The sequence below is a fragment of the Ruegeria sp. BB9 genome, assembly GCF_056539345.1.
In genome coordinates this window covers 1,267,266-1,288,278 of record NZ_JBQFUU010000001.1, presented here as the reverse complement: position 1 = coordinate 1,288,278, position 21,013 = coordinate 1,267,266, and the positions used below count along the sequence as shown (strand labels likewise).

At 62.7% G+C, this 21,013-nt stretch carries 22 protein-coding genes; 13 read left to right on the top strand and 9 right to left on the bottom strand.

Annotated elements, in window-relative coordinates; all coding sequences use genetic code 11:
- Window position 1: 1 nt before the first annotated feature.
- The 3 genes from ACR0FC_RS06450 to ACR0FC_RS06440 all read right to left on the bottom strand — a co-directional run bounded on the left by ACR0FC_RS06450 (window position 2) and on the right by ACR0FC_RS06440 (window position 3,079).
- On the bottom strand, window positions 2-712 hold the full coding sequence (locus ACR0FC_RS06450; protein WP_170339081.1) for a GNAT family N-acetyltransferase: 711 nt from the start codon (window positions 710-712) through the stop codon (window positions 2-4).
- A gap of 6 nt (window positions 713-718) precedes the next feature.
- Window positions 719-2,011, bottom strand: a complete 1,293-nt coding sequence (locus ACR0FC_RS06445; protein WP_170339078.1) for an O-acetylhomoserine aminocarboxypropyltransferase/cysteine synthase family protein — start codon at window positions 2,009-2,011, stop codon at window positions 719-721.
- 72 nt (window positions 2,012-2,083) lie between these two features.
- A complete protein-coding gene (locus tag ACR0FC_RS06440; protein ID WP_170339077.1) occupies window positions 2,084-3,079 on the bottom strand; it encodes a hypothetical protein in 996 nt (331 codons plus the stop codon).
- Between the two features lie 151 nt (window positions 3,080-3,230).
- Between ACR0FC_RS06440 and ACR0FC_RS06435 the strand changes: the two genes are divergently transcribed.
- The 3 genes from ACR0FC_RS06435 to preA all read left to right on the top strand — a co-directional run bounded on the left by ACR0FC_RS06435 (window position 3,231) and on the right by preA (window position 6,732).
- On the top strand, window positions 3,231-3,863 hold the full coding sequence (locus ACR0FC_RS06435) for a cupin domain-containing protein (protein WP_170339075.1): 633 nt from the start codon (window positions 3,231-3,233) through the stop codon (window positions 3,861-3,863).
- 160 nt (window positions 3,864-4,023) lie between these two features.
- Entirely contained in the window at window positions 4,024-5,358 is a 1,335-nt protein-coding gene (locus ACR0FC_RS06430; RefSeq protein WP_170339073.1) for an NAD(P)-dependent oxidoreductase, read from the top strand.
- A 69-nt stretch (window positions 5,359-5,427) separates the two neighbouring features.
- Window positions 5,428-6,732, top strand: a complete 1,305-nt coding sequence (preA, locus tag ACR0FC_RS06425; protein WP_093961801.1) for an NAD-dependent dihydropyrimidine dehydrogenase subunit PreA — start codon at window positions 5,428-5,430, stop codon at window positions 6,730-6,732.
- Between the two features lie 43 nt (window positions 6,733-6,775).
- On the opposite strand, the gene ACR0FC_RS06420 is transcribed toward preA, so the two are convergent.
- Window positions 6,776-7,384: a TetR family transcriptional regulator C-terminal domain-containing protein gene (locus ACR0FC_RS06420; RefSeq protein ID WP_093961802.1), complete on the bottom strand. Its 609-nt coding sequence runs from the start codon at window positions 7,382-7,384 to the stop codon at window positions 6,776-6,778.
- Window positions 7,385-7,555: 171 nt separating this feature from the next.
- On the opposite strand from ACR0FC_RS06420, the gene ACR0FC_RS06415 reads away from it, so the two are divergent.
- The 10 genes from ACR0FC_RS06415 (at window position 7,556) to ACR0FC_RS06370 (ending at window position 16,854) form a co-directional block, all read left to right on the top strand.
- Entirely contained in the window at window positions 7,556-8,806 is a 1,251-nt protein-coding gene (locus tag ACR0FC_RS06415; protein WP_170339071.1) for a Zn-dependent hydrolase, read from the top strand.
- Between the two features lie 72 nt (window positions 8,807-8,878).
- Window positions 8,879-10,333 (top strand): dihydropyrimidinase, encoded by a 1,455-nt coding sequence (gene hydA, locus ACR0FC_RS06410; RefSeq protein WP_170339070.1) that lies wholly within the window; start codon window positions 8,879-8,881, stop codon window positions 10,331-10,333.
- Window positions 10,334-10,384: 51 nt separating this feature from the next.
- Window positions 10,385-11,182, top strand: coding sequence for an ABC transporter ATP-binding protein (locus ACR0FC_RS06405; protein WP_170339068.1), 798 nt, complete (start codon window positions 10,385-10,387; stop codon window positions 11,180-11,182).
- The gene (locus ACR0FC_RS06400) at window positions 11,182-11,613 is read left to right on the top strand and encodes a GNAT family N-acetyltransferase (protein WP_170339067.1); all 432 of its coding nucleotides are present in this window, start codon (window positions 11,182-11,184) and stop codon (window positions 11,611-11,613) included. Before ACR0FC_RS06405 ends, ACR0FC_RS06400 begins: the two co-directional genes overlap by 1 nt.
- On the top strand, window positions 11,610-12,527 hold the full coding sequence (locus ACR0FC_RS06395) for an ABC transporter permease (RefSeq protein ID WP_170339065.1): 918 nt from the start codon (window positions 11,610-11,612) through the stop codon (window positions 12,525-12,527). Before ACR0FC_RS06400 ends, ACR0FC_RS06395 begins: the two co-directional genes overlap by 4 nt.
- The gene (locus ACR0FC_RS06390; RefSeq protein WP_170339063.1) at window positions 12,524-13,369 is read left to right on the top strand and encodes an ABC transporter permease; all 846 of its coding nucleotides are present in this window, start codon (window positions 12,524-12,526) and stop codon (window positions 13,367-13,369) included. Before ACR0FC_RS06395 ends, ACR0FC_RS06390 begins: the two co-directional genes overlap by 4 nt.
- A 63-nt stretch (window positions 13,370-13,432) precedes the next feature.
- Window positions 13,433-14,422 carry an ABC transporter substrate-binding protein gene (locus ACR0FC_RS06385; protein WP_093961809.1) on the top strand — a complete coding sequence of 330 codons (990 nt, stop codon included), beginning with the start codon at window positions 13,433-13,435 and terminating at the stop codon, window positions 14,420-14,422.
- 153 nt (window positions 14,423-14,575) lie between these two features.
- Window positions 14,576-15,289 carry an ABC transporter permease gene (locus ACR0FC_RS06380; protein WP_170339062.1) on the top strand — a complete coding sequence of 238 codons (714 nt, stop codon included), beginning with the start codon at window positions 14,576-14,578 and terminating at the stop codon, window positions 15,287-15,289.
- Entirely contained in the window at window positions 15,282-16,016 is a 735-nt protein-coding gene (locus tag ACR0FC_RS06375; protein ID WP_170339060.1) for an ATP-binding cassette domain-containing protein, read from the top strand. Before ACR0FC_RS06380 ends, ACR0FC_RS06375 begins: the two co-directional genes overlap by 8 nt.
- Before the next feature lie 19 nt (window positions 16,017-16,035).
- A complete protein-coding gene (locus ACR0FC_RS06370; protein WP_170339058.1) occupies window positions 16,036-16,854 on the top strand; it encodes an ABC transporter substrate-binding protein in 819 nt (272 codons plus the stop codon).
- A 6-nt stretch (window positions 16,855-16,860) separates the two neighbouring features.
- Here the strand turns inward: ACR0FC_RS06370 and ACR0FC_RS06365 are convergent, their stop codons facing one another.
- The 5 genes from ACR0FC_RS06365 to fdh3B all read right to left on the bottom strand — a co-directional run bounded on the left by ACR0FC_RS06365 (window position 16,861) and on the right by fdh3B (window position 21,009).
- The gene (locus ACR0FC_RS06365; protein ID WP_170339057.1) at window positions 16,861-17,733 is read right to left on the bottom strand and encodes a helix-turn-helix transcriptional regulator; all 873 of its coding nucleotides are present in this window, start codon (window positions 17,731-17,733) and stop codon (window positions 16,861-16,863) included.
- Window positions 17,734-17,859, bottom strand: coding sequence for a hypothetical protein (locus tag ACR0FC_RS06360; protein WP_302476838.1), 126 nt, complete (start codon window positions 17,857-17,859; stop codon window positions 17,734-17,736).
- 13 nt (window positions 17,860-17,872) lie between these two features.
- Window positions 17,873-19,135 carry a c-type cytochrome gene (locus ACR0FC_RS06355; RefSeq protein ID WP_170339055.1) on the bottom strand — a complete coding sequence of 421 codons (1,263 nt, stop codon included), beginning with the start codon at window positions 19,133-19,135 and terminating at the stop codon, window positions 17,873-17,875.
- A complete protein-coding gene (locus ACR0FC_RS06350; protein ID WP_170339053.1) occupies window positions 19,136-20,344 on the bottom strand; it encodes a formate dehydrogenase subunit gamma in 1,209 nt (402 codons plus the stop codon).
- A gap of 71 nt (window positions 20,345-20,415) precedes the next feature.
- A complete protein-coding gene (fdh3B, locus tag ACR0FC_RS06345; RefSeq protein ID WP_005983764.1) occupies window positions 20,416-21,009 on the bottom strand; it encodes a formate dehydrogenase FDH3 subunit beta in 594 nt (197 codons plus the stop codon).
- Window positions 21,010-21,013: the final 4 nt, after the last annotated feature.

The window sequence follows — 21,013 nt, the reverse complement described above, 5'->3', positions numbered from 1 at the left end:
GTCAGCTTTCGCTGCGGGCCATCAGCGGATTCCGCTGTTGGCCCGTGGCATCGAAATTCTCGGGTGACAGCCAGGTTTCGAACGCTTGCCGGATGCGTGGCCAGTCCGTGTCGACGATCGAAAACCACGCCGTGTCGCGGTTGCGGCCCTTGTAATGGGTGGCCTGCCGAAATTCGCCTTCGAAGACAAAACCCAACCGTTCGGCGGCTTGGCGCGACGGGGCATTCAGCGCATCGCATTTCCATTCGTACCGGCGATAGCTCAACTCGTCGAACACGCGGCACATCATCAGGAACATCGTCTCGGTCGCGACCGGAGTACGCTGCATCAGCGGAGAGAAATGGATGTGCCCCACCTCGATCGCCCCGGCATTGCGGTCGATACGCAGATAGGATGCCATCCCGACGGGCTGCCCGCCCCGGTCCAGAACCGTGTGGAACAGCGGATCGTCCGACGTGCAGGTTTGGGCCAGCCAAGCGGCGAACTCGGCAAGCGAGTCGAACGGGCCGTAGGGCAGGTAGGTCCAATTGCGCCCGTCGGTATCGGCGGCAAACGCTCGAAACAGGCCGGGCGCATGCGCATTCACATCCAAGGGCACCACGCAGCAGAACCGCCCCTGCATGGGCGCGCGCGGTGGGGCCGGGCGCGGGAACTTCCCCACAACCGGCAGGCCCACGGGCTGCCCCAACGCGTTGATCCGGTGCCCTGGCATTTCGGCCTAGGCGCAAGCCTTGGACAGCGCCTGTTCGAGATCGGCGATCAGGTCGTCGGCATCCTCGATCCCGATCGAGACCCGCACCACGTTCGGCCCAGCGCCGGCAGCCTCTTGCTGTTCGGGCGTCAACTGCCGGTGCGTGGTCGAGGCCGAATGGATGATCAGCGACCGCGCATCGCCCAGGTTGGCGACGTGGCTGAAGATTTCCAGCGCGTTCACCAGCTTGACGCAGGCGTCATAACCGCCCTTGACCGCAAAGGTGAACAGGGCCCCGGCGCCTCTGCGGTAATGCTTCTTGACCCGGTCGTGATAGGGCGACGAGGGCAAGCCCGCATAGGTCACATACTCCACGCGGTCGTCTTTTTCGAGCCAGGCGGCGATCTTTTCGGCGTTTTCGACATGGCGCTGCATGCGCAGGCTGAGCGTCTCGATCCCCATCAGCGTATAATGCGCTGCCTGCGGGTTCATCGTCATGCCCAGGTCGCGCAGGCCAACGGCGATACCGTGGAAGGTGAAGGCCAGCGGGCCGAAGGTTTCGTGGAACTTCAGGCCGTGATAGGCAGGCTCCGGCGCGCTGAGCGAGGGGAACTTGTCATTGGCGGACCAGTCGAACTTGCCCGAATCCACGATGCAGCCGCCGGTGACCGTGCCGTTGCCGGTCAAGTACTTGGTGGTCGAATGCACGACCAGCGTGGCGCCATGCTCGATCGGGCGGCACAGATAGGGCGTGGCCGAGGTGTTGTCGACGATCAGCGGAATGCCGGCGGCGTCGGCCACATCGGCCAGCGCGCGGATATCGGTGACGTAACCGCCCGGATTGGCGATGGACTCGCAGAACACCGCGCGGGTGTCGTCGTCGATGGCGGCCTTAACCGCATCCAGATCATCGGTATCGACGAATTTGGCCGTCCAGCCAAAGCGTTTGATGGTCTGGCTGAACTGCGTGACCGTCCCGCCATACAGCCGGGTCGAGGCGACCACGTTGCAGCCCGGCCCCATCAGCGGGAACAGCGCCATGATCTGCGCCGCGTGCCCCGAAGAGCAGCACACCGCGCCAACGCCACCTTCCAGCGTCGCCACCCGCTCTTGCAGAACTGCCACCGTGGGGTTGGTCAGGCGCGAGTAGATATAGCCGACCTCTTGCAGGTTGAACAAAGCGGCCGCGTGATCGGCATCGCGGAACACATAGGCAGTGGTCTGATAGATCGGGGTCTGGCGCGCGCCGGTCGCCGGATCGGGGCGGGCGCCCGCGTGAATTTGCAGCGTATCAAAACCATAGGTGGGGCCGTCGGACATCCGTCACTCTCCTGTTGGGTATAAGCGTTGCAGAATCTCTAGGCGATTGCCGGGCCCGGCACAATGTCCGCGTCAGCGCAGCCACAGCCCCTTGTTCTTGATGACCTTGCGGATGGCCTGCTCGCGCTGGGGCAGGTTGTCCCGGTCGAACATGGCGCGGATCCTGGCGCCCTTGCCCTGATAGACCAGCCGTTTCAGCGGATCATAGTTCTTGAGCACCTTCTTGACCTTGTTGGGCGCGGCAACGGTTTCCAGCACCTCGACCACCCGGTCGCTTTCGCGCGCATAGAGCAGCGGAAACAGGCGATAGTGGCAACTGACCGAGCCATCCAGCAGGCCCTCGGGCAGAACATCGCGCCCGCCGCCAAGCGCGTGGATGACCAGCGGCAGCGCCGCCTGGTCCAGCCAGGGGTCCAGGTTCTGGCCGGTCAGGGCTGGGATCTCTCCATCACGGATGGTGCGGGCATAGTCCAGAAACCGTGCGCCGAATTGGCGGGGGCATTTGTAAAAGAAATAGCCCGCATTGAAATACAGATACCGCCGCCAGTATTCCGCCGGTTGGGTCGGGTCGATCGAGCTTTGGAAATCCAGCCCGAACCGGTCATAGAGCGCCCGCCAGATGCCGTCGAACCCCGGCCCGTACAGGGTTGGCTTGGGCCAGGTGCCCTCGACCTTCTGCGACGCGCCGGGCCGGTCGAATTCGAACGGCACCGCGGCCAGGTCGCCGGTGATCAACGTGTCGGTGTCGAAGAACACGAAGGGCTCACCCTCGGGCAGGGCGGCCAGCGCCTCGATCTTGTTGCCGTAGGGATAGCTTTGGCCGAACACCTCGGACGAAAAGGGCAGGATCTCGGCATCGAGCTGTTTCAGCGCCTTCAGAACATCCTCGTTGCGGATGCTCGGGTCCTGGCTCCAGCGCGGGCCGGGTTGCGGAACGCCAACGAACAGGCGGCCCGAGAACCCGGGCGAACAATGGCGCAGCGAGGCGGCGAACAGGACGGCTTCGTATTGCAGGCGGTTGTTCTGCCCGATGATCAGGATGTTGAATTTCTGCCGGTCTGCCTGCATCTGCGCCTTCCGTTCGGGGCGCTTGCCCGCCCCTTGCCGTTGGTTTCGACCTACAGCATCGCTGAACCTGCGTCAAAACCGTTAACGCCGCGTGTTTGAAATCCGGCCCGGCACGCCCATGTTGATGGAGAAGACCAGACAGGAGCGCGACATGCGGATCAATGCGGATTTCACCCAACGGGTGGCGGTTCACTTCGACCAGACCGAGTGGGTGGCCTCGCCCGCCGCAGGGGTCGAGCGCAAGATGCTGGACCGGATCGGCGACGAGGTGGCGCGCGCCACGACCATCGTGCGCTTTGCGCCCGGCAGCGCCTTTGCCGCCCACACCCATGACGGGGGCGAGGAATACCTGGTTTTGGACGGCGTGTTTCAGGACGAGACCGGAGATTTCCCGGTGGGGAGCTATGCCCGCAACCCGCCGACCTCGTCGCATACGCCATCGGCCAGCCAAGGCGCGACGATCCTGGTCAAACTGCATCAATTCGACCCGAGTGACCGCACCACCGTGCGCCGCTCGATCAACGGTGCCGACCATGTGCCGCTGTTCAAGGACGACCACGAAACGGTCGAAATGCGCAGTTGGCCGTCCGGTCAGGTCGTGCCGATTGACGCACACGGTGGGGCCGAGGTCTTTGTGATCGAAGGCGGTTTCACCGAACAAGGCGAGGAATTCGCGCGATGGGATTGGCTGCGGCTGCCGCCCGGAACGCGCACTGAATTGCGGGCAGGACCGGATGGCGCCCGCGTCTGGATGAAGTCAGGTCACCTGTCCGGCATGGTCTGAGGCCGGTTTCGCCTGAAAAAAGGGCAAATGCCACCAAAAAACCGGGTCATTCGGCCCGGTTTTCGCTTTTTTGACCAATTGGCAAATTTTACCAATTGATAAAATTTTTGTTTGTGGCAAGCTGGTCTCAATAACAAACATATCTACAGGGAGTAGAGTGATGGCACAGGGCCAGATGGCACCCGGCATCGTCGCCGGGCGGCTTTCCAGCGATGAGCTGACCTCGAATTTCACCGATCTGCATCCGCCTCTGGCGCCGCACGAGGCTGCTGTGGCCGCCGATCGGTGTTATTTCTGCTATGACGCGCCGTGCGTGACGGCCTGTCCGACCGATATCGATATTCCGCTGTTCATCCGGCAGATTCAGGCCGGGCAACCGGAATCGGCGGCGAAAACGATCCTCGATCAGAACATCCTGGGCGGCATGTGCGCCCGTGTGTGTCCGACCGAAACGCTGTGCGAGGAAGCCTGCGTGCGCGAAACGGCCGAGGGCAAGCCGGTCGAGATCGGGCGCTTGCAGCGGTATGCGACCGACACGCTGATGCAGGCCGGTGTGCATCCGTTCACGCGCGCGGCCCGCACCGGCAAGACCGTCGCCGTGATTGGGGCAGGGCCGGCGGGGCTGGCCTGTGCGCATCGGTTGGCGATGCTGGGCCATGACGTGGTGATCCATGAGGCGAAACCCAAACCCGGCGGGCTGAACGAATACGGGATCGCCGCATACAAAGCGACCAATGACTTTGCCCAGGCCGAGGTGGACTGGCTGCTGAAGATCGGCGGCATCGCGATTGAAACCGGATCGGTTCTGGGCGACACGATCTCGTTGGACGGATTGTTGGAGGCCTACGACGCTGTCTTCCTGTCAATCGGCCTTGCGGGCGTCAACGCTTTGCGCGCTCAAGGGTCGGACAAGGACGGCGTCAGGAACGCTGTCGACTTCATCGCAGATGTTCGGCAAGCATCCGATTTGGCAAAACTGCCGGTAGGCCGAAATGTGGTGATTATCGGCGGTGGAATGACGGCCGTGGATGCCGCGGTGAAATCCAAGCTGCTGGGGGCCGAACATGTGACCATCGCCTATCGCCGCGGCCGCGACGCAATGGGTGCCAGCCGCTACGAACAGGATCTGGCCGCATCGCACGGCGTCCGAATTCTGTGCAACGTCCAGCCCGTCGCCATCCATGGCAACGGAGCGGCGGCCGAGATCGAATTGGAGTATACTGCCACCGTAGATGGCACGTTGACCGGCACGGGCGAAACCATTCGCCTGCCTGCGGATCAGGTTCTGAAGGCGATCGGTCAGACCTTGGATGGTGCGCCGGAAGGTTTGGAACTCGACGGCAACAAGATCGCCGTTGACGCAACCGGGCGCACCTCGGTTCCGGGGGTCTGGGCCGGCGGAGACTGTGCTGCGGGTGGCGAGGATCTGACCGTGACCGCCGTGGCCGAGGGCCGCGATGCCGCGATGGACATTCACGCCAACCTGAGCGCCTGAGCCAGGCGTCGGCGCGTGAATATGTGTGACAGGACGAAGATGCATCTTCGCATCAGGGAGGCCGGATAAATGGCTGATTTAAAAACGAACTTTCTGGGCATCGAAAGCCCCAACCCCTATTGGCTGGCCTCGGCGCCGCCGACCGACAAGGAATACAACGTCCGCCGTGCCTTCGAGGCCGGATGGGGCGGCGTCGTGTGGAAAACGCTGGGCTCGGAAGGCCCGCCGGTGGTCAACGTGAACGGCCCCCGGTACGGGGCGATCTACGGGGCCGACCGGCGTCTGCTGGGCCTCAACAACATCGAACTGATCACCGACCGGCCGCTCGAGGTGAACCTCGAGGAGATGGCCCGCGTCAAGGCGGATTACCCGGATCGCGCACTGATCGCCTCGATCATGGTGCCGTGCGAGGAAGAGGCGTGGAAAGCCATCCTGCCGCGCGTGGCCGAAACCGGCGCTGACGGGATCGAGCTGAACTTCGGCTGCCCGCATGGGATGAGCGAGCGCGGCATGGGCTCGGCCGTGGGGCAGGTGCCCGAATACATCGAAATGGTCACCCGCTGGTGCAAGAAATACTATGACCGCCCGGTGATCGTGAAGCTGACGCCCAACATCACCGACATTCGCAAGCCGGCGGCTGCGGCGCGGAATGGCGGGGCCGATGCGGTGTCGCTGATCAACACGATCAACTCGATCACCAGCGTCAATCTGGACACATTCAGCCCCGAACCCTCGATCGACGGCAAGGGCAGCCATGGCGGCTATTGCGGCCCAGCGGTCAAGCCCATCGCCCTGTCGATGGTGTCCGAGATCGCCCGCGCCGAGGCGACCCAAGGCCTGCCGATCTCGGGCATCGGCGGAGTGACCACATGGCGCGACGCGGCCGAGTTCATGGCGCTGGGCTGCGGCACGGTGCAGGTATGCACCGCGGCGATGACCTATGGGTTCAAGATCATCGACGAACTGACGGCGGGCCTGTCGCAGTGGATGGACGAGAAGGGCTATTCCAACGTCTCCGAGATCGTCGGGCGGGCCGTTCCGAACGTGACCGACTGGCAGTATCTGAACCTGAACTACGTCGCCAAGGCCAAGATCGATCAGGATCAGTGCATCAAGTGCGGCCGTTGCTATGCGGCCTGTGAGGACACCAGCCACCAGGCCATTTCCATGTCGCCCGACCGCGTGTTCGAGGTGATCGACGAGGAATGCGTGGCCTGCAACCTATGCGTGGATGTCTGCCCGGTCGAGGGCTGCATCTCGATGGTTCCGATGGCGGCGGGCGAGGTCGATCCGCGCACCGGCAAGGTGGTTCAGCCGGACTATGCCAACTGGACGACCCACCCGAACAACCCGATGGCCAAGGCCGCCGAGTGACCGGCGTCAGATCACCAAAAGGGGCCGCGCTGCGGCCCTTTTTTCATGGGGTCAGTAGTTTTCGGTACAGGGTATCGATGAAGGGCGCGGCCCCTTCGAACGGGTCTTCGTCGCCTAGGATCGCGCGCACCTGAACATCGAAATCCGCATAGTGCTGGGTCAGCGCCCAGATCGAAAAGATCAGGTGATGTGGGTGCAGGCGGGCGATTTTGCCCTGGTCCATCCAGTGCGTCAGAACGGCTGCCTTCTGATCGACCAGCGCCTTCAGATCGTTCGACAGGGCGTCATGGATGCGGGGCGCGCCCTGCACCAACTCATTCGCGAACAGGCGGCTTTCGCGCGGCAACTCGCGGCTCATCTGCAGCTTGCGCTTTATGTACGAGAGGATCTCCTCCATCGGCTCGCCGTTTTCGTCAAGGTCGTGCAGCGGCGCCAGCCAGGTGTCCAGCAGGCCGGACAGAAGCGCGGTGTGGATCGCCTCTTTGGACGGGAAATAATACAGAAGGTTCGGCTTGCTCAGCCCGGCCTCGGCCGCGATCTGATCGACGGTCGCCCCGCGAAAGCCGTGGGCCGAGAACACGTTCAGCGCGGCCTCGAGAATCGCGGCGCGGTTCTTTTTCTGAATTCGGGTCGGGGCGCGGTCTTTGGGCATGTATGCAGGGCGTCTCTTTTTCGAACAAGCAGGTGTTGAATATGCCGATTTTTGCATCGGCGCGATGCAATTTCTTGACTGAAGTCGAACCCGTGATAGCGTGAGTTTGACCAGATGGTCAAATCAAGACACCAAAAGCGAGCCAAATCGCAAGCAACAGGGAAGACGAACATGGCAGCTCCGGCGCAGAATCTCAGGATCAATGGCGACAGGTTGTGGGACAGCCTGATGGAGATGGCCAAGATTGGCCCGGGCGTTGCCGGCGGCAACAACCGCCAGACCCTGACCGACGAAGATGCCGAGGGCCGCGCGCTGTTCCAGAAATGGTGCGAAGAGGCCGGCTGCATCATGGGTCTTGACCAGATGGGCAACATGTTCGCCATGCGCCCCGGCACCGACCCCGATGCGCTGCCGGTCTATGTCGGCTCGCACCTCGATACGCAGCCGACGGGCGGCAAGTATGACGGGGTGCTGGGGGTTCTGGGCGGGCTTGAGATCATCCGCACCCTGAACGATCTGGGCATCAAGACCAAACACCCGATCGTGGCCACCAACTGGACCAACGAAGAGGGCACGCGCTTTGCCCCGGCCATGCTGGCCTCGGGCGTGTTCGCGGGGATGCACACGCAGGACTGGGCTTATGACCGCGAGGACGCCGAGGGGAAGAAGTTCGGCGACGAATTGCAGCGCATCGGCTGGCGCGGCGACGAAGAAGTCGGGGCCCGCAAGATGCATGCCTTCTTTGAACTGCATATCGAACAAGGCCCGATCCTCGAGGCCGAGGGCAAGGATATCGGCGTCGTCACCCATGGGCAGGGCCTGAGCTGGACCCAGGTGACCGTGACCGGCAAGGACGCGCATACCGGATCAACCCCGATGCCGATGCGCAAGAATGCCGGGCTGGCGATGGCGCGCATTCTTGAAAAGGTGGACGAGATCGCCTGGTCGCACGCGCCCCATGCCGTGGGGGCTGCCGGGCATATCGACGTCTATCCGAACTCGCGCAACGTGATCCCGGGCAAGGTGGTGTTCACGGTCGATTTCCGCTCGCCCGAGTTGGACGTCATCAAGGACATGGAGAACCGGCTGCGCGTCGCAGCCGAGGACATCGTGGATGAGATGGGCCTGCAGGTCGCGTTCGAGAAGGTCGGCGGGTTCGACCCGGTGAAATTCGACGAGACCTGCGTCGCCGCCGTGCGCAATGCGGCCGAGCGGCTGGGCTATTCGCATACCAACATCATTTCGGGCGCGGGGCACGATGCCTGCTGGATCAACCGCGTGGCGCCGACCGCGATGGTGATGTGCCCCTGCGTGGATGGCCTGAGCCACAACGAGGCCGAGGAAATCAGCAAGGAATGGGCAACCGCCGGGGCGGATGTCCTGTTCCACGCGGTCGTCGAAACCGCCGAGATCGTGGAGTAGCCGGGGCCGCGCGCCCCGAATCCGCTGGAAAACCAATAGAGGCGCAACAGACGCGCCCGCAGGGAGTTGAACATGAGCACAGTCATCAAGAACGGAACCGTCGTTACCGCGGATCTGACCTACAAGGCCGACGTCAAGATCGAAGGTGGCGTGATCACCGAAATCGGGCCGGATCTGAAGGGGGATGAGCAACTGGATGCGACCGGCTGTTATGTCATGCCCGGCGGGATCGACCCGCACACGCATCTGGAAATGCCATTCATGGGAACCTATTCCAGCGATGATTTCGAAAGCGGCACCCGCGCGGCGCTGGCCGGCGGCACGACCATGGTGGTGGACTTCGCGCTGCCGAACCCGGGCGAAAGCCTGCTGGATGCGCTCAAACGCTGGGACAACAAATCGACCCGCGCCAATTGCGACTATTCCTTCCACATGGCCGTGACGTGGTGGGGCGAACAGGTGTTCGACGATCTGAAAACCGTGATCGAACAGCGGGGCATCAACACGTTCAAGCATTTCATGGCCTACAAAGGCGCACTGATGGTCAATGACGACGAGCTGTTTGCCTCGTTCAAGCGGCTGGCCGAGCTGGGCGGGATCGCGATGGTCCATGCCGAAAACGGCGACGTGGTGGCCGAGTTGCAGGCCAAGCTGCTGGCCGAAGGCAATACCGGCCCCGAGGCCCATGCCTATTCGCGCCCGCCGCAGGTCGAGGGCGAGGCCACCAACCGCGCCATCATGATCGCCGACATGGCCGGTGTGCCGCTCTATGTGGTGCACACCTCGTGCGAAGAGGCGCATGAGGCCATCCGCCGGGCTCGGATGCAGGGCAAGCGCGTCTGGGGCGAGCCTCTGATCCAGCACCTGACGCTGGACGACAGCGAATATGCGCATCCCGATTGGGATCACGCCGCGCGCCGGGTGATGAGCCCGCCGTTCCGCAACAAGCAGCACCAGGACAGCCTGTGGGCGGGGCTGCAGTCAGGCTCGCTGAGCGTGGTGGCCACCGATCACTGCGCCTTCACGACCGAGCAGAAACGGTTCGGCGTGGGCGATTTCACCAAGATACCCAACGGCACGGGCGGCCTTGAGGATCGGATGCCGATGCTGTGGACCCATGGCGTGGCGACCGGGCGGCTGACGCCGAACGAATTCGTGGCCGTGACTTCAACAAATATCGCCAAGATATTGAATTGCTATCCGAAAAAGGGCGCCGTTCTGGTGGGCGCAGATGCCGATCTGGTGGTGTGGGACCCGGACAAGACCAAGACCATAAGTGCGGCGACGCAGCAGTCGGCGATCGACTACAACGTGTTCGAGGGGCACGCGGTCAAGGGCCTGCCGCGCTTTACCCTGACCCGTGGACAGGTGGCGGTGCATGATGGCGAGATCCGAACGCAGGAAGGCCATGGCAAATTCGTCGCGCGCGAGGCCAACACCACCGTGAACAAGGCGCTGAGCACCTGGAAAGAGCTGACCGCCCCGCGCCCGGTTGAGAGGTCGGGCATCCCGGCGACGGGGGTATGATGCACAAAGGTTACCGAACGGGCAAAAAAGCCAAAACTTCAAGGCAGTAGGATGACATCGGAAAGCAATACCCAGCCCGTGATCGAGGCAAAGAACCTCGACCTGACCTTCCAGACCAATGACGGACCCGTGCACGCCCTCAAGGACGTGAACCTGGCGGTCGACAAGGGCGAATTCGTCAGTTTCATTGGCCCTTCGGGCTGTGGCAAGACGACCTTTCTGCGCTGTGTCGCTGCGCTGGAAACGCCGACGAGCGGCACGCTGACCGTCAACGGCATGCCCCCGGACGAGGCCCGCCGGAACCGGGCCTACGGCTATGTGTTTCAGGCGGCGGGCCTGTACCCATGGAGGACCATCGCCAAGAACATCAAACTGCCGCTCGAGATCATGGGATACTCGGCGCAGGAGCAGGAAGAACGTGTGAATAACGTTCTGGAACTTGTTGATCTTGCAGGTTTTGGTGGAAAATTCCCCTGGCAGCTTTCGGGTGGGATGCAGCAACGGGCCAGCATCGCCCGGGCACTGGCCTTCGACGCCGATATTCTGTTGATGGATGAGCCTTTCGGCGCACTGGACGAGATCGTGCGCGATCACCTCAACGAACAGCTTCTGGCGCTGTGGGCGCGCACCGGCAAGACGATTGGGTTTGTCACCCACTCGATCCCCGAGGCGGTGTATCTGAGCACCAAGATCGTGGTGATGAGCCCGCGCCCCGGGCGGATTACCGATGTGATCGACAGCCCGCTGCCTAGGGAACGGCCGCTGGACATCCGCGACACGCCCGAATTCATCGACGTCGCGCATCGCGTGCGCGAAGGGCTGCGCGCCGGGCATGGGGACGATGTGTGATGGGCAGGGATGACATCAGACGCGCGACCGAGGCGGATGTGCCGGCCTGCGCGGCGGTGGTTTCGACCTGGGTCTGCCAGACCGAGTGGATGACGGATGAACTGCCCCAACAGGAGTTGGAGGCGCTGATCGCGCAGGCCTTCCCGGACCGCGAGATGTGGGTCGTGGGCGACCCCGTCGATTGCTACATGTCGGTCGATCCTGCGGCGCAGAAGGTCGGCGCGCTGTATTGCCTGCGGACCGGGCAGGGCATCGGCAAGCGCCTGCTGGACCGGGCAAAACAGGGGCGCAGCTTTCTGTGGCTGACGGCCCATCAACCGAATGCCGCCGCGCAACGGTTCTATCGCCGCGAGGGCTTTGTCGAGACCGGGACCGAGGCCGCAACGCCGCCCGAGACCGTCCCCGTCGTGCGGATGGAGTGGCACGCATGAAGCAGCTTGTTGCCGTTCTGACCGTTCTGCTGGCCATCATCGTCATCTGGTACGCGGCCTGCATTCCGATGAACATCAAGGGCGTTCTAACTGAACAGGAACGGGCCGGGGCCGAAGTGGTTCCGCCCTCGGCCAAAGACCGCCGCGACATGGGGGAAATCGGTCTGGCGCTGCGCAACAGCTTTGCCGTTCCGGCGACCTGGGCGCAGGATCGGCCGCGTCTGCCCGCACCGCATCAGGTGGGCATCGAACTGTGGGAGACCACGGTTCAGAAGAAGATCACCTCGAAACGGTCATTGGTCTATCACGGCTGGGTGACGCTCAGCGCGACGATCTTGGGCTTTGCCATCGGCACGGGGCTGGGCATCCTGCTGGCGGTGGGGATCGTGCACAGTCGGGTGATGGACCTGTCGGTCATGCCCTGGGCCATCGTCAGCCAGACCATCCCCATCATCGCATTGGCGCCGATGATCATCGTGGTGCTGTATTCGATCGGCATTCAGGGGATCATCCCCAAGGCGGTGATCTCGGCCTATCTGAGCTTTTTCCCGGTGGTCGTCGGCATGGTCAAGGGCCTGCGCAGCCCCGATGCGATGCAGTTGGACCTGCTGCGCACCTACAATGCAAGCAACGGGCAGGCGTTCTGGAAACTGCGCCTGCCGGCCTCGATGCCCTATCTGTTCGCCTCTCTCAAGATCGGGATCGCCGCGTCGCTGGTGGGGGCCATCGTCGGCGAACTGCCGACCGGCGCCGTGGCGGGGCTGGGCGCGCGTCTGCTGGCCGGCAGCTACTATGGCCAAACGGTGCAGATCTGGTCGGCGCTGTTTGCCGCGGCCATTCTGGCGGCCTGTCTTGTGGGCCTGTTGGGCCTGATCGAGCGCGCGGTGTTGAAACGCATGGGGATGACGCAATGATGATGGTCGGTCTTGCAATCCTTTTGTGGTTGGCCGGTTGGTGGCTGAACACCCGCCTGGCCAGCGGACCTTATGCCGACACGCGGACGGTGCGCATTCTTGCTCCGCTGATCTTCGGCCTGACCGTCATCGGGGTTTGGGAAATGCTGGTGCGCGGGCTCGATGTGCCTCTGGTGATCCTGCCGGCGCCTTCGGTGATCTGGGACCGGTTCTGGGACAGCTTGCCGATCCTGTGGGCCGATTTCGTGCAGACCATCATCAAGGGCGCGCTCAGCGGCTATATCATCGGATGCGGCGCCGCCTTCCTGATGGCAATCGCCGTGGACCGGTGGGATTTCCTGCGCCTGGGCCTGCTGCCGGTGGGCAATTTCGTGGCCGCGCTGCCGATCGTGGGTACCGCGCCGATCCTTGTAATGTGGTTCGGGTTCGACTGGCATTCGAAGGCTGCTGTGGTCGTGGTGATGGTCTTTTTCCCGATGCTGGTGAACACGGTGGCCGGCCTGCGCGAGGCCACCGCAATGCAGCGCGACCTGATGGAGACCTATGCCGCAACCTATTGGCAGAGCTTTCTGAAGCTGCGGCTGCCCGCGGCCATGCCGTTTATTTTCAACGGGTTGAAAATTTCCACCACGCTGGCCCTGATCGGCGCTATCGTGGCAGAGTTCTTCGGCTCGCCCACCTTGGGCATGGGGTTCCGGATCTCGACCAGTGTCGGGCAATTGTCGCTGGACATGGTCTGGGCGGAAATCGTGGTCGCGGCACTGGCCGGGACCGCCTTCTACGGTCTGGTCGCCATGATCGAGAAATTGGTGACCTTCTGGCACCCGTCACAACGCAGTTAAGCGGAACAACAATTCAACAGACCCCGATAACGGGGCAGCACTAGCAACTAGGAGAAGATGAAGATGAACAAGCTACTGACCGGGGCCATAGCCGCCCTAGGATTCGCCGCAAGTTCGGCCTTTGCCGCAGACGAGGTGACGCTGCAATTGAAATGGGTCACCCAGGCCCAGTTCGCGGGCTACTACGTCGCAAAGGACAAGGGGTTTTACGAAGAAGAGGGGCTGGATGTCACCATCCTGCCCGGCGGCCCCGACATCGCGCCCACGCAGGTGATCGCGGGCGGTGGCGCTGATGTCACCGTGGAATGGATGCCCGCCGCGCTGGCCGCACGCGAAAAGGGCCTGCCGCTGGTCAACATTGCGCAGCCCTTCAAGAGCTCGGGCATGATGCTGACCTGCTGGAAGGACGCGGGCATTTCCTCGCCCGAGGACCTCAAGAACCGCACGCTGGGCGTCTGGTTCTTCGGCAATGAATTCCCGTTCATGAGCTGGATGAGCCAGCTGGGCATCGACACCGGCGGCAAGAGCGAGAACGGCGTCGAGGTTCTGAAGCAGGGCTTCAACGTCGACCCGCTGCTGCAGCGTCAGGCCGATTGCATCAGCACCATGACCTACAATGAATACTGGCAGGTGATCGACGCCGGCGTCAGCCCCGACGAACTGGTGACCTTCAAGTATGAAGACCAGGGCGTTGCCACGCTGGAAGATGGCCTGTACGTGCTTGAAGAAAACCTCAGCGATCCGGCCTTCGTCGACAAGATGGAACGCTTTGTGCGCGCTTCGATGAAAGGCTGGAAATACGCCGAGGAGAACCCGGACGAAGCCGCCGAAATCGTTCTGGAAAACGATGCGACCGGTGCCCAGACCGAGGAACACCAGAAGCGCATGATGGGCGAGATCGCCAAGCTGACCGCAGGTTCGAACGGCGCGTTGGATCCGGCTGATTTCGAGCGCACGGTGAACACGCTGCTGGCCGGTGGCTCGGACCCGGTGATTACCAAAAAGCCGGAAGGCGCGTGGACCAGCCAGATCACGGATGCAGCCCTGAACTGATTGGTTGTACCATGACAACAATTCAGCGCGGCCCCCTGTGGGCCGCGTTTGTTTTTGCGGATGTCGGAATTTAACTGTCTTCAGAGGCAGTTTCCTCTATTATTCCTGTAAGATTTTGCGATCCCTACGAAAATTGGTGGGTTTGGGAATAAAATGCAGGATTTTGCATCACAATTCAGCCAAGCAGGCCACTTGATCCTGACCGGGGATCCGGACCTTTGGGCGATCGTGATGCTGTCGCTGCAAGTTTCGGTGCTGGCTGTGTTGATTTCAGCCGTAATCGGGATGCCGGTTGGCGCGGCCTTGGCGGTGGCCCGCTTTCCTGGACGGCGCGCGTTGATCATTCTGATGAACGCTCTGATGGGCTTTCCCCCGGTTGTCGTCGGCCTGCTGGTTTACCTGATGCTGTCCCGTTCGGGTCCGCTGGGCGTGCTGGAGCTTTTGTATACGCCGACCGCCATGATCATTGCTCAAACAGTGCTGGTGACCCCGATCGTCGCGGCGCTGACTCGGCAGGTGATCGAGATGCTGGCCGAGGAATATTCGGAACAGTTGCGCTCGTTGGGAGTGTCGCGGCTGGCGTCTGTTCCCGTGCTGTTGTGGGATGCGCGTCTGGCGTTGGTGACTGCCTTGCTGGCCGGGTTCGGACGAGCCATCGCCGAAGTCGGCGCGGTGATCATCGTCGGCGGCAACATCAACCACGTGACGCGGGTCATGACGACGACGATTGCGTTGGAGACCTCGAAAGGCAACTTGGCCTTGGCGCTGGCCTTGGGGACGATCCTGATCGGAATTGCCGTGGCCGTGAATGCGGCAGTCAGCGCCCTGACGCTTCGGGCCGAGCAGGAGGGGTTGCGCCATGCGTGATCTGATGTCGGAAATGCCCAATTGTCTGCAGGCGGATGGTCTGCGAGTGGAACGAAATGGCAAGCTGTTGCTGGATGTCCCGCAGCTTATGATGGATGGTCCGGGCCCGACTTTGATCCTTGGGCCGAACGGTGCTGGCAAAAGCCTGCTGCTGCGTTGCCTGCATGGTTTGATCAAGGCCGATGCGGGGCAGGTTCTGCAGGATGGCGGAGTTCTGAATGCAGCCCACAAGGCCCGGCAGGCCATGGTGTTTCAGCAACCGGTTCTGCTGCGCCGCTCGGTGTCTGCCAATCTGGACTTTGTTTTGAAACGGTTGGGGCTCGGCAGGACTGCTCGGAAGAACCGGATCCAGGAACTTCTGGCCGAAGGAGGGCTTGAGACAAAGGCCCGGCAGTCGGCGCGCTCGCTGTCGGGTGGCGAGGCACAGCGTCTGGCCATCCTTCGCGCGCTTGCGCTTGGCCCCGAGACCCTGTTCCTGGACGAACCCACCAGCGCCCTCGATCCCGCGGCGACCCAAATGATCGAGGCGATGATCCTGCGCGCCTCGGCCCGGGGGGTGCGGATCGTGATGGTCACCCACGACGTCGGGCAAGCCCGTCGGTTGGCGGCGGATATCGTGATGATGCAAGGCGGACGCGTGGTCGAGCATGGCGCCGCCAAACAGGTGCTGGAAGCGCCACAGTGTCAGGCATCGCGCCAGTATCTGGCGGGATGGCTGGTCACATAATAACAACCGGAGGCAATCCATGTTTCGCGCAGCAATCAAAAGCGCAATGATCCTGTTCGGGCTGTTCGCCGGTCCGGCAGCGGCCGAAGAACCATTCATTGTCGTGCAGTCCACGACATCGACACAGAATTCCGGCCTTCTGGACTTTATCCTTCCGGGGTTCGAGGCGGAAAGCGGGATCGATGTCCGTGTTGTGGCCGTGGGGACAGGGCAGGCGATCAGAAACGCGATCAACGGCGACGGTGACGTTCTGCTGGTGCATGCCAAGCCAGCGGAAGAGCAATTCGTGGCCGACGGCTGGGGTGTCGAGCGGCGGGACGTGATGTACAACGATTTTGTCTTGGTGGGGCCGAAATCGGACCCGGCCAAGATCAAAGGCGGCGACGACGCAGTGGCCGCGTTGGCAGCGATCGCGCAGGCCAAAGCTCCGTTCGCGTCGCGCGCGGATGACAGCGGGACCCACAAGGCGGAGAAGGCTCTTTGGAGCCTGTCCGGAACGGACCCGACCTTGTCTTCGGGCGAGTGGTACCGCGAGACCGGGTCGGGCATGGGTGCGACGCTCAACCTGGCTGCGGGCATGGATGCCTATGCTCTGACCGATAGGGCCACATGGCTGTCGTTCGGCAACAAGGGAAACCTTGAGGTTCTGGTCGAAGGCGATCCACGGTTGTTCAATCAATACGGAGTGATCCTCGTGAACCCCGAAAAGCATCCGCGGGTCCGGGCGGCCGCGGGAAGAAGGTTCATCGACTGGCTCACTGGCCCCGACGGTCAGGAAGCGATCGCGGCGTACAAATTGAACGGTGAGCAGCTCTTTTTTCCGAACGCGCAGCAATAGGGCCGGTCAGTCACTTGCGCCGTTGTGATGGATCTGTCCCAAGCCGGACAGATCGTATCCGCCCAATTCATCTGCGCGACGCCTGAATTTGTCCGTTCCCAAAAAAGTCAGCAGTTTCTGCATCGGCGGATCGAAACAGGACCGCCGCCAGATGGCGAGGTCGAGACGTTCGGAATGGGTTGGAATGAAGCCCAACCCGTAGAGGCGCGCCAAGGCTCCGATGCCGAATCCTGCCTCGGCCTTCCGGTCATGCAGAGCGATTGCCAGTTCCTCTTCGGTGCGGGCGCAAGTCGGCAGGGCGTCAAGATCGGCGCGGCTCAGACCGCAGCTTCGCAACTGGGCATCGAACAAGTGCTGACTGGCGGCACTGTCCTGGCGCAGCACGACACGGCGGCCTTTCAGATCACCAAAATCGGAAATTCCCTGAACCCCGGGGGCCAGCAACAGGCCGCGCTGGCGGCTTGCGACCTCGTACAGTACCACGGGCGCCTCTCCCAGCGCATCGCGGACGGAATTGACGTTGAACCCGCCCGGTTCATGGATGTGCAGTACCGCGGCTTGTGCGTCACGTCGCGCAAGGCGGTTCAGCCCGTCGAATGAGCCGTCGTAATAGGTGGCCAACCCCGAGCCGCTTTCGCGGAGCGCCCAATCCAAAAGGGGGTCATGGCTGCCAGCCACGATGTCGGGCAGGGGCGGTTTGACCGTGTGCGGCCCGGTACGCGACGCATTGAGCCAGGCCAGTACTTCAGCCCGGGGAAAGAGAAGTTTGCCCATCGCTTTCACGCAGGGCACTTCGCCCGAAGACGCCAGATCATAAGCCTTGCGTTCGCCAATGCGCAGCAGGTCCGCCAACTCTCGTGTGGTCAGGAATTCGGACATTCAGTCTAGTCGCACCGAGGAGCCGGTCTGTGCCTCGGCCGCTGAGTGTCCGAGTTGCTTCAAAACCATCGGTGCGGCGGCAGTAATGACGACCATTGCGGCGGCAGCTGCAAGAAAGGCTTTCATCTTATCCTCCGGCTTAGTCTGCGGGCGCTGTCGCGCTGCGCAGAAATTCAATCAGGTCGGTGCGGTCCTGCGCCTGCGCGATCCGCTGCATCGGCATCTTCGATCCCGGAATGTAGTGGTCCGGTCCCTGATCGAAAAGAGCGTTTATCGTCTGTTCGTTCCAAATGATATCAGACCCTTGCAGCGTTTCCGAGTAGACGTAGCCGGGCAGTGTCCCGGCCTGACGCCCGAATACGCCATGCAGGGTCGGTCCGGCCCGGCGCTGATCGTCCGGCGTCAGGCTGTGGCAGATCGAGCATTTCCGGGCGAACTGCCGTTCTCCGTTTTGCATTTCTTCGGGGTCCTTCAGGAAACTCGGCTCTTGGCTGGCCATCCGTTCCTGTGACCCCAGCGCGGCCACCGGCCAGCTGTACATGGCCTGATCCAGCCCGCCTGCGTGCAGGTTTTCACCATCGGGCGAAAAGGCCAGTGCCCAGACCGGGCCGCGCAGCGTTGCCCGGAAGTCCTGCGCGATCCGCCAGTCCTGCGTGTCGATGACCATGATGTAGCCCTCACCATCGCCCACCGCCAGCAGCGACCGATCCGGGCTGAGGGCGAGCGCAAGGATCGGGCGGCGGTCCAGCGTGAAATCACGCTCGGCCCCGGTGGTAAGGTCAAGAATGCGGGTCACGCCATCGACCGCGCCATAGGCGATCCAACCGTCTTGCGCGTTCAGGACCAATTCGTTGATGCCGAAACCATGCTCGACCAGCCGCGCGGTCTCGGTTCCTGTCGTGACGTCCCAGACCCGCAGGCTGCCGTCGACCCCAGCGGAATACAGCGACTGCCCGTCCGGCGCGAAGGCCACCGCGTTGACGCCGCTGCCTGTAGGGCCCAGCACCTTGGCCGCTCCGCCCTCGGTGGGCCACAGGCCGATGGTCCCATCCCAACTGGCAGTCGCCACAAGGGTCTTTGAGGCAGCAAGCCCGACGACCTTGCCCTTGTGCTGACCAACGACCTGTCCACCGGGCCAACGGCGCAGGGTAAAGTCGTCGCCGGCCGAATAGATCGCGGTGCCGTTGAAAACCACCGCGTTCACGGCAGCCTCGTGACCTTCCAGCCAGTCCGGCTGCTGCCCGGACCACAGGCCCACGGAATTGTCGAAACTGGCGGTGGCAATGCGTCCGTCCGGGGCTGCGGCGATGTCCATGATCGGTCCGCCATGGCCCTTGAGCGTGTAGAAATCCGCCGCCAGCGGCAGCGGCAGCAGGGCCAGCGCCAAAGCCAGCCCGCGCATCTATTCGGCAGGCGAGGCCGCGCCGTCGCTGGCCTCCTGCGCCTTTACCTCTTCCAGCCACAGCGAATGGTGCTCGCGCGCCCATTGCTCTTCGACCTCGCCGGTACCCATGGCGTCAAACGCGCCCTCCATGCCGACCGAGCCGAGGTAGATATGGGCCAGGATGATGGCGATGAAGGCATAGGCGACCATGACATGCCAGATTTGGGCATATTGCATCTCTTCCTGCGGAGACATCTGCGTGGGCAGGTCCAAGCCCATCAGTTGGGGCAAACCGGTCGCGTTGGCGATCGAAAACGTCTTGGCGAACATCGGAAGCTCGAACGGGAACAGCAGCGACAGACCCGACAGGCTGATCGAGACGCCAAGCAGAATGCACAGCCAGAAAATGATCTTTTGACCGGCGTTGAATTTCTTGGCCGGGGGGTGGCTGCCTTTGGTGAACAATCCGCCGCCCGCCGCCAGCCATTTCAGGTCGGTCCGGTTGGGGATGTTGTGGGCGATCCAGTTCACGGTGATGATGACCAATCCCAGCATGAAGGCCCAGGCCAGATTGTTGTGCAACCACTTGCAGCCTTGCGCGATGGTGGCGAACCCTTCCTTGCCGAACAGGGGGATCAGGAAATCCCGGCCGTAGAGCGTCAGCAGACCGGTCAATCCAAGTATCAGGAACGAGCCGGCAAACAGCCAGTGCCCAAACCTTTCAAATCCTGAAAACCGGGTGACCGTGCGGCCCGTTTTCTCACCATCGATGCGGATGCGCCCTCGGATGAGGAAAAACAGCAGCAGAACGACCAGCATCCCGCCCAGAATGTAGGTTCCGTATTCACGCAGCGGACCTGTGCGGAAAGTCCACCACCACATGCCGCCGTCCTGGATCAGCACGCCGGCAGCCGGCCCTTTGGTCGACACGGTGACATCGGCTGAGCCATAGCGGATGGCGCGATACACGTCGCTGTCCGAGGCGACGCCGCGCGTGCCCAACTGACCCAGCAGCCCTTCGGCATTGCCTTGCCCGGTATTCTGTGCGCGATAGCTGTTGTCGACCTTCTCGCCGCGTTGCCGAGCCAGAATATCCTCGAGCGTCGTGGCGCCTCCGGTCTGCGCGCGCGGGGCAGCGGTTGGTTCGTCTGTGCCGGTCGTGTCCTGTGCAAGCGCGCCGTGCGCGATCCCAAGTGTCAACGTCAAAGCCAGAAAAATGCGCAGCATCGGAACCTCGGTATCAATCCAAAATCGGGTGACCCACGGGGGCGGGTCACCCGTGTTGTCAGGCTGAGGTCTCAGCCGTCCTTCTGGTCGTAGGCCGTGCCCCAACCCCAGGCGCCCGAGCCGAACCCGCGCGCCACGACGCGTTCGCGGTAGATGGCCGATACCACGTCACCGTCACCGGCGAGCAGGGCCTTGGTCGAACACATCTCGGCGCAGATGGGCAGTTTGCCCTCAGCGATCCGGTTGCGGCCGTATTTGGCGAACTCTGCGGTCGAGTGCGTTTCCTCGGGGCCGCCGGCGCAGAAGGTACATTTGTCCATCTTGCCGCGCGATCCGAAGTTGCCGGCCTGCGGGTATTGCGGCGCGCCGAACGGGCACGCATAGAAGCAATAGCCGCAGCCGATGCACAGGTCCTTGGAGTGCAGGACGACGCCTTCTTCGTTCTGATAGAAGCAGTCGACCGGGCAGACAGCCATGCAGGGCGCATCCGAACAATGCATGCAGGCGACCGAGATCGAGCGTTCACCCGGTTTGCCGTCATTGATCGTCACCACCCGGCGGCGGTTGATGCCCCACGGGACCTCGTGTTCGTTCTTGCACGCAGTCACGCAGGCGTTGCACTCGATGCAGCGTTCAGCGTCGCAGAGAAACTTTGCTCTAGCCATTGTC

What these genes read in the sequence shown, in the direction of transcription:
- ACR0FC_RS06450 (WP_170339081.1), bottom strand. Translation starts at nt 712, where the DNA reads ATGCCAGGGCACCGGATCAACGCGTTGGGGCAGCCCGTGGGCCTGCCG.
- ACR0FC_RS06445 (WP_170339078.1), bottom strand. Translation starts at nt 2,011, where the DNA reads ATGTCCGACGGCCCCACCTATGGTTTTGATACGCTGCAAATTCACGCG.
- ACR0FC_RS06440 (WP_170339077.1), bottom strand. Translation starts at nt 3,079, where the DNA reads ATGCAGGCAGACCGGCAGAAATTCAACATCCTGATCATCGGGCAGAAC.
- ACR0FC_RS06435 (WP_170339075.1), top strand. Translation starts at nt 3,231, where the DNA reads ATGCGGATCAATGCGGATTTCACCCAACGGGTGGCGGTTCACTTCGAC.
- ACR0FC_RS06430 (WP_170339073.1), top strand. Translation starts at nt 4,024, where the DNA reads ATGGCACAGGGCCAGATGGCACCCGGCATCGTCGCCGGGCGGCTTTCC.
- preA (WP_093961801.1), top strand. Translation starts at nt 5,428, where the DNA reads ATGGCTGATTTAAAAACGAACTTTCTGGGCATCGAAAGCCCCAACCCC.
- ACR0FC_RS06420 (WP_093961802.1), bottom strand. Translation starts at nt 7,384, where the DNA reads ATGCCCAAAGACCGCGCCCCGACCCGAATTCAGAAAAAGAACCGCGCC.
- ACR0FC_RS06415 (WP_170339071.1), top strand. Translation starts at nt 7,556, where the DNA reads ATGGCAGCTCCGGCGCAGAATCTCAGGATCAATGGCGACAGGTTGTGG.
- hydA (WP_170339070.1), top strand. Translation starts at nt 8,879, where the DNA reads ATGAGCACAGTCATCAAGAACGGAACCGTCGTTACCGCGGATCTGACC.
- ACR0FC_RS06405 (WP_170339068.1), top strand. Translation starts at nt 10,385, where the DNA reads ATGACATCGGAAAGCAATACCCAGCCCGTGATCGAGGCAAAGAACCTC.
- ACR0FC_RS06400 (WP_170339067.1), top strand. Translation starts at nt 11,182, where the DNA reads ATGGGCAGGGATGACATCAGACGCGCGACCGAGGCGGATGTGCCGGCC.
- ACR0FC_RS06395 (WP_170339065.1), top strand. Translation starts at nt 11,610, where the DNA reads ATGAAGCAGCTTGTTGCCGTTCTGACCGTTCTGCTGGCCATCATCGTC.
- ACR0FC_RS06390 (WP_170339063.1), top strand. Translation starts at nt 12,524, where the DNA reads ATGATGATGGTCGGTCTTGCAATCCTTTTGTGGTTGGCCGGTTGGTGG.
- ACR0FC_RS06385 (WP_093961809.1), top strand. Translation starts at nt 13,433, where the DNA reads ATGAACAAGCTACTGACCGGGGCCATAGCCGCCCTAGGATTCGCCGCA.
- ACR0FC_RS06380 (WP_170339062.1), top strand. Translation starts at nt 14,576, where the DNA reads ATGCAGGATTTTGCATCACAATTCAGCCAAGCAGGCCACTTGATCCTG.
- ACR0FC_RS06375 (WP_170339060.1), top strand. Translation starts at nt 15,282, where the DNA reads ATGCGTGATCTGATGTCGGAAATGCCCAATTGTCTGCAGGCGGATGGT.
- ACR0FC_RS06370 (WP_170339058.1), top strand. Translation starts at nt 16,036, where the DNA reads ATGTTTCGCGCAGCAATCAAAAGCGCAATGATCCTGTTCGGGCTGTTC.
- ACR0FC_RS06365 (WP_170339057.1), bottom strand. Translation starts at nt 17,733, where the DNA reads ATGTCCGAATTCCTGACCACACGAGAGTTGGCGGACCTGCTGCGCATT.
- ACR0FC_RS06360 (WP_302476838.1), bottom strand. Translation starts at nt 17,859, where the DNA reads ATGAAAGCCTTTCTTGCAGCTGCCGCCGCAATGGTCGTCATTACTGCC.
- ACR0FC_RS06355 (WP_170339055.1), bottom strand. Translation starts at nt 19,135, where the DNA reads ATGCGCGGGCTGGCTTTGGCGCTGGCCCTGCTGCCGCTGCCGCTGGCG.
- ACR0FC_RS06350 (WP_170339053.1), bottom strand. Translation starts at nt 20,344, where the DNA reads ATGCTGCGCATTTTTCTGGCTTTGACGTTGACACTTGGGATCGCGCAC.
- fdh3B (WP_005983764.1), bottom strand. Translation starts at nt 21,009, where the DNA reads ATGGCTAGAGCAAAGTTTCTCTGCGACGCTGAACGCTGCATCGAGTGC.